Origin of the sequence: Nitriliruptor sp. (assembly GCF_040882075.1) — a bacterium.
Classification (GTDB): Bacteria; Actinomycetota; Nitriliruptoria; order Nitriliruptorales; family Nitriliruptoraceae; genus Nitriliruptor.
Genome location: NZ_JBBEBZ010000047.1, coordinates 1 through 4,707, shown reverse-complemented (window position 1 = coordinate 4,707; position 4,707 = coordinate 1). Strand labels below are relative to the sequence as shown.

Genomic DNA, 4,707 nt, shown 5'->3' with positions numbered 1-4,707 from the left:
TGAGGCCGATAGGGACCACGAAGGCGAACAGGAACACGCTGCGGTCCCGGACCCGCAGGCGCAGGTCCTTGGCGAGGATGAGCAGCGCGGCACGCACGGTCAGTCCCTCAGCGCTCTACCGGTGAGGTGCAGGAACACGTCCTCGAGGTCGGGTTCGCGCACCTCCACCCCGGTGACGGTCGCGCCGCTCGCGGCCACGGCACCGAGCAACGTGGGCAGCGCGGCAGCGGCACCGCGCAGCAGACACACCACCGACTGACCATCGGTGTCGGCGCTGGCAACGCCCTCGACCGCGTCACACGCGGTCGCAGCTGCCGCGACGTCGCCCGCGACCTCGAGCCGGACGCGGTCGAGCTCCCTCCCCCACGCGGTCGGTGAGCTCCCGACGGGTCCCCTCGCCGACGATGGTCCCCTGGTCGACGATGGCGAGCCGGTCACAGAGCCGTTCGGCCTCCTCCATGTAGTGCGTGGTGTAGAGCACCGCCAGACCGGCGGTGGAGAGCTGCTCGACCGACTCGAGGATGGCGTTCCGCGACTGCGGGTCCACACCGACGGTCGGCTCGTCGAGGATCAGCAGCTTCGGTCGGTGCAGCAGCCCGACACCGATGTTGAGCCGTCGCTTCATCCCTCCGGAGAACTCATCGGCCCGGTCGTCGGCCCGGTCGGTGATCCCGGTGACCTCGAGGACCTCGCCGACCCGCGCAGCCAGAGCGCCGGCACCGAGCCCGTAGAGCCGGCCGAAGAAGCGCAGGTTCCCGCGCGGTCACTCCGGGTAGACGGCCAGCTCCTGAGTCTGAGGCACGAGCCCGATGTACCGCTTCACCGTCGAGCGGCGAGGGGTGAGCACCTCACCGAGCACGCGGACCTCGCCGGCGTCGGGGCGCACATCCCCACATCAGACGTTGGCGGCCTCCATGGAGGCGAGTTCGCGCTTGAGGTCGCCGATCTCGTCACGCAGACGCGCGGCGTACTCGAACCGGAGGTCGCCAGCCGCCTCGTGCATCTCCTCCTCGAGGCGCTTGATGAGCGCTGCGAGGTCCTCCTGCGGCAGCTCGGAGACGTCCGCCGTGTCACGGCCCACCCCCGCCGAGCTGGCCTCGGCCGGCTGGTAGTCCTCGCCGGCCTCCTCAGCGCGGACGGCCGCGAGGATGTCCCCGACGCGCTTGCGGATGGTCTGCGGATCGATGCCGTGTTCCGCGTTGTAGGCCAGCTGTTTGTCGCGCCGCCGGTCGGTCTCCTCGAGCGCCTGCTTCATCGCGGCGGTGATCTGGTCGGCGTACATGATCACCTGACCGTCGACGTTCCGGGCGGCCCGTCCGATGGTCTGGATCAGCGACGTCGCCGACCGCAGGAACCCCTCCTTGTCGGCGTCGAGGATGGCGACGAGCGACACCTCGGGGAGGTCGAGGCCCTCGCGGAGGAGGTTGATACCGACCAGGACGTCGAACTCGCCGAGCCGCAGGTTCTTGAGGATCTCGACGCGCTGGACGGTGTCGATGTCGGAGTGCAGGTAGCGGACCCGTACCCCGTTCTCGAGCAGGTAGTCGGTCAGGTCCTCGGCCATCTTCTTGGTGAGGGTCGTCACGAGCACCCGCTGGTCGCGTTCGACGCGCTGGCGGATCTCCTCCATGAGGTCGTCGATCTGCCCCTTGGTCTGGCGGAGCACCACCTGCGGGTCGACCAGCCCGGTGGGCCGGATGATCTGCTCAGCGATGGTGTCGGACTCACGCCGCTCGTAGGGGCCGGGGGTCGCGGAGATGAACAGCCGCTGGCCGACGCGATCGAGGAACTCGTCGAACATCAGGGGGCGGTTGTCACGCGCCGAAGGCAGCCGGAACCCGTAGTCGACGAGGTTGTCCTTGCGGGACCGGTCCCCCTCGTACATGGCGCCGATCTGTGGGACGGTGACGTGGGACTCGTCGGTCATCACCACGAAGTCGGACGGGAAGTAGTCGAGCAGGGTGTAGGGCGCTTCACCCGGGGCGCGACCGTCGAAGTGCCGCGAGTAGTTCTCGATGCCGTTGCACGACCCGACCTCACGGATCATCTCGAGGTCGTAGTTGGTGCGCATCTTGAGCCGTTGCGCTTCGAGCAGCTTGCCGGCCCGTTCGAACTCCTCGAGCCGCTCGACGAGCTCCGCCTCGATCGAGCGGACGGCGCGTTCGAGCGCGGGCCGGGACGACACGTAGTGCGACGCGGGGAAGATGCCGGCGTCGCGCACCGGGTTGGACACCTCGCCGGTGAGGGTGTCGACCCGCACGATGCGGTCGATCTCGTCACCGAAGAACTCCACGCGGAGCGCGCGTTCGTCGTCGGCGGGGAAGACCTCGAGGGTGTCCCCGCGGACCCGGAACGTGCCGCGGACGAGGTTCAGGTCGTTGCGGTTGTACTGGAGGTCGACGAGCTTGCGCATGGCGGCCTCGAGCCCGACCGAGTCATCGCCGGAGCGCAGCCACAGGATGTGGTCCTCGTACTCGTGCGGCGAACCGAGGCCGTAGATGCACGACACGGACGCCACGACCACCACGTCACGGCGGGACAGGAGCGCCATCGTCGCCCGGTGCCGCAGCCGGTCGATCTCGTCGTTGATCGACGAGTCCTTCTCGATGTAGGTGTCGCTCGAGGCGATGTACGCCTCGGGTTGGTAGTAGTCGTAGTAGCTGACGAAGTACTCGACGGCGTTGTCCGGCAGGAAGTCGCGGAACTCGTTGGCGAGCTGGGCCGCGAGCGTCTTGTTCGGCGCGATGACCAGGCACGGACGTTGGAGGCGCTCGAGGACCTTGGCGGCCGTGAACGTCTTGCCGGTCCCGGTCGCACCGAGCAACGTGACGGCCTTCTCCCCCGCCTCGAACGCCTCGACGGTCCGCTCGATCGCGCGCGGTTGGTCCCCCGCCGGCGAGAAGTCGCTGACGACCCGGAACGGGGTGTCGTCGCGCAGGTGGCGGTGGGTGGCGCGGCGCTGTCCGCCGTCGGGGCTGAGAGGACGATCCATGGGCCGACGGTACCCCCGGCCTGCGACAGGCTCCGTGGCCACCGGTCACGTCCGGCCGCCGACGGACCGACCCCAGGCCGCTCTCAGTCGCCCGCGTCCCGGTCGGACCTGGCGGCAGCCTCGATCCGGTCCGCCACCGCATCGACGGCGCGCTCGAGCTCCTCGACCGTGCCTTCGTTGACGACCACGTGGGTCGCGACCGCACGCCGTCGCGCGTCATCGGTCTGCGCACGCATGCGCGCACGCGCATCGTCCTCGTCGAGACCTCTCGCGCCGGTCAAGCGCGCGAGCCGGACCTCCTCGTCGGCCAGGACCACGATCACCTCATCGAACCGTCCCGCCTGCCCGGTCTCGATCAGGAGCGGGTGGTCGACGACCGCGATCAACGGATCCGGTCCGGTGTCGTCGGCGCCGAGCGTCGCCACCCACTCCGCGATGCGAGCCGCGATGCGCGGATGTGTGATGCGGTCGAGCGCCGACCGGGACGCCGCGTCGGCGAAGGCGAGCCGGGCCAGCGCCGGTCGATCGAGGGACCCATCCGCCTGCAGCACGTCGGCGCCGAAGCGTTCGGCGAGCTCGGTCAGCGCCGGCTCCCCCGGCTCGACGATCTCGCGTGCGACCTGATCGGCGTCGACGATGGGCCAGCCGCGGCCGCCGAGCCGAGCGGCGACGGTGGACTTCCCGCTGCCGATACCGCCCGTCAGACCCACGAGGTACACGGCTGCTCCTCCACGCCCAGGACGGTCGAGGCTGCGGAGGCTAGCTCCGCCCCGACAGCCGAGAGCCCCGGCGCGGGGCCGGGGCTCTCGGTCGGTGCGGGTGCTGTCAGGCCGTGGGCTCGTCGTCCTCGGCGGGAGCCTCCTCAGCTGCCGGTGCCTCCTCGGCGGGAGCCTCCTCAGCTGCCGGAGCCTCCTCAGCTGCCGGAGCCTCCTCAGCGGGAGCCTCGGGGAGCTCCGCCTCGGCCAGCGCCATCTCCTCGGGCGTCGGCTCGGAGTCGCCCCCGAAGCCGGCCTTGGCGAACGCGGCGGCCAGGCTGCTGCCCGATGCAGCGGTGTCGTCGCCGCCGGACGAGTACGCCGTCGACACGGCCGGAGCCGGGTTCGGGTCGTACGGGTCCTGCGCGACGTCACCCTCGGTCGGTGCCTGGGCCTGCTTCAGCGACAGCGAGATGCGACGACGCACCGTGTCGATGTCGATGACCTTGACCTCGATCTTGTCACCGACGTTGACGACCGCCTCCGGCACCTCGACGTGGCGCTCGGCCAGCTCGGAGATGTGGACCAGGCCCTCGATGCCGTCGGCGACCTTCACGAACGCACCGAACGGCACGAGCTTGGTCACCTCGCCATCGACGTTCTCGTCGACCGCGTGCTCGCGGGCGAACTTCTGCCACGGGTCCTCCTGCGTGGCCTTCAGCGACAGCGAGACGCGCTCGCGGTCGAGGTCCACATCGAGCACCTCGACCTCGACCTGGTCGCCGACCTCGACGACCTCGGAGGGGTGGTCGATGTGCTTCCAGGACAACTCCGAGACGTGGACGAGACCGTCGACGCCGCCGAGGTCCACGAACGCACCGAAGTTGACGATGGACGAGACGACGCCGGAGCGGATCTCACCCTTCTGCAGCGAGCGCAGGAACTCGTTGCGGAACTCGGACTGCGTCTCCTCGAGGAACTTGCGCCGCGAGAGGACGACGTTGTTGCGGTTCTTGTCGA

Annotated in this window: 5 protein-coding genes and 1 pseudogene; all 6 read right to left on the bottom strand. The window is 69.9% G+C overall.

Annotated features, from left to right (window positions below; all coding sequences use genetic code 11):
* Positions 1-99: 99 nt before the first annotated feature.
* Positions 100-438 carry a DUF4162 domain-containing protein gene (locus tag WEB03_RS02465; protein ID WP_368069386.1) on the bottom strand — a complete coding sequence of 113 codons (339 nt, stop codon included), beginning with the start codon at positions 436-438 and terminating at the stop codon, positions 100-102.
* Between the two features lie 85 nt (positions 439-523).
* Positions 524-670: pseudogene (locus WEB03_RS02460) on the bottom strand (ATP-binding cassette domain-containing protein); the annotation flags it as partial.
* Between the two features lie 93 nt (positions 671-763).
* Complete coding sequence (locus tag WEB03_RS02455) at positions 764-886, bottom strand: hypothetical protein (protein WP_368069385.1); 123 nt, start codon at positions 884-886, stop codon at positions 764-766.
* A 9-nt stretch (positions 887-895) separates the two neighbouring features.
* A complete protein-coding gene (uvrB, locus tag WEB03_RS02450; RefSeq protein ID WP_368069384.1) occupies positions 896-2,992 on the bottom strand; it encodes an excinuclease ABC subunit UvrB in 2,097 nt (698 codons plus the stop codon).
* 83 nt (positions 2,993-3,075) lie between these two features.
* A complete protein-coding gene (gene coaE / locus WEB03_RS02445) occupies positions 3,076-3,711 on the bottom strand; it encodes a dephospho-CoA kinase (RefSeq protein WP_368069383.1) in 636 nt (211 codons plus the stop codon).
* Positions 3,712-3,817: 106 nt separating this feature from the next.
* The coding region (locus WEB03_RS02440) for a S1 RNA-binding domain-containing protein (protein ID WP_368069382.1) at positions 3,818-4,707 on the bottom strand (890 nt) is incomplete at its 5' end.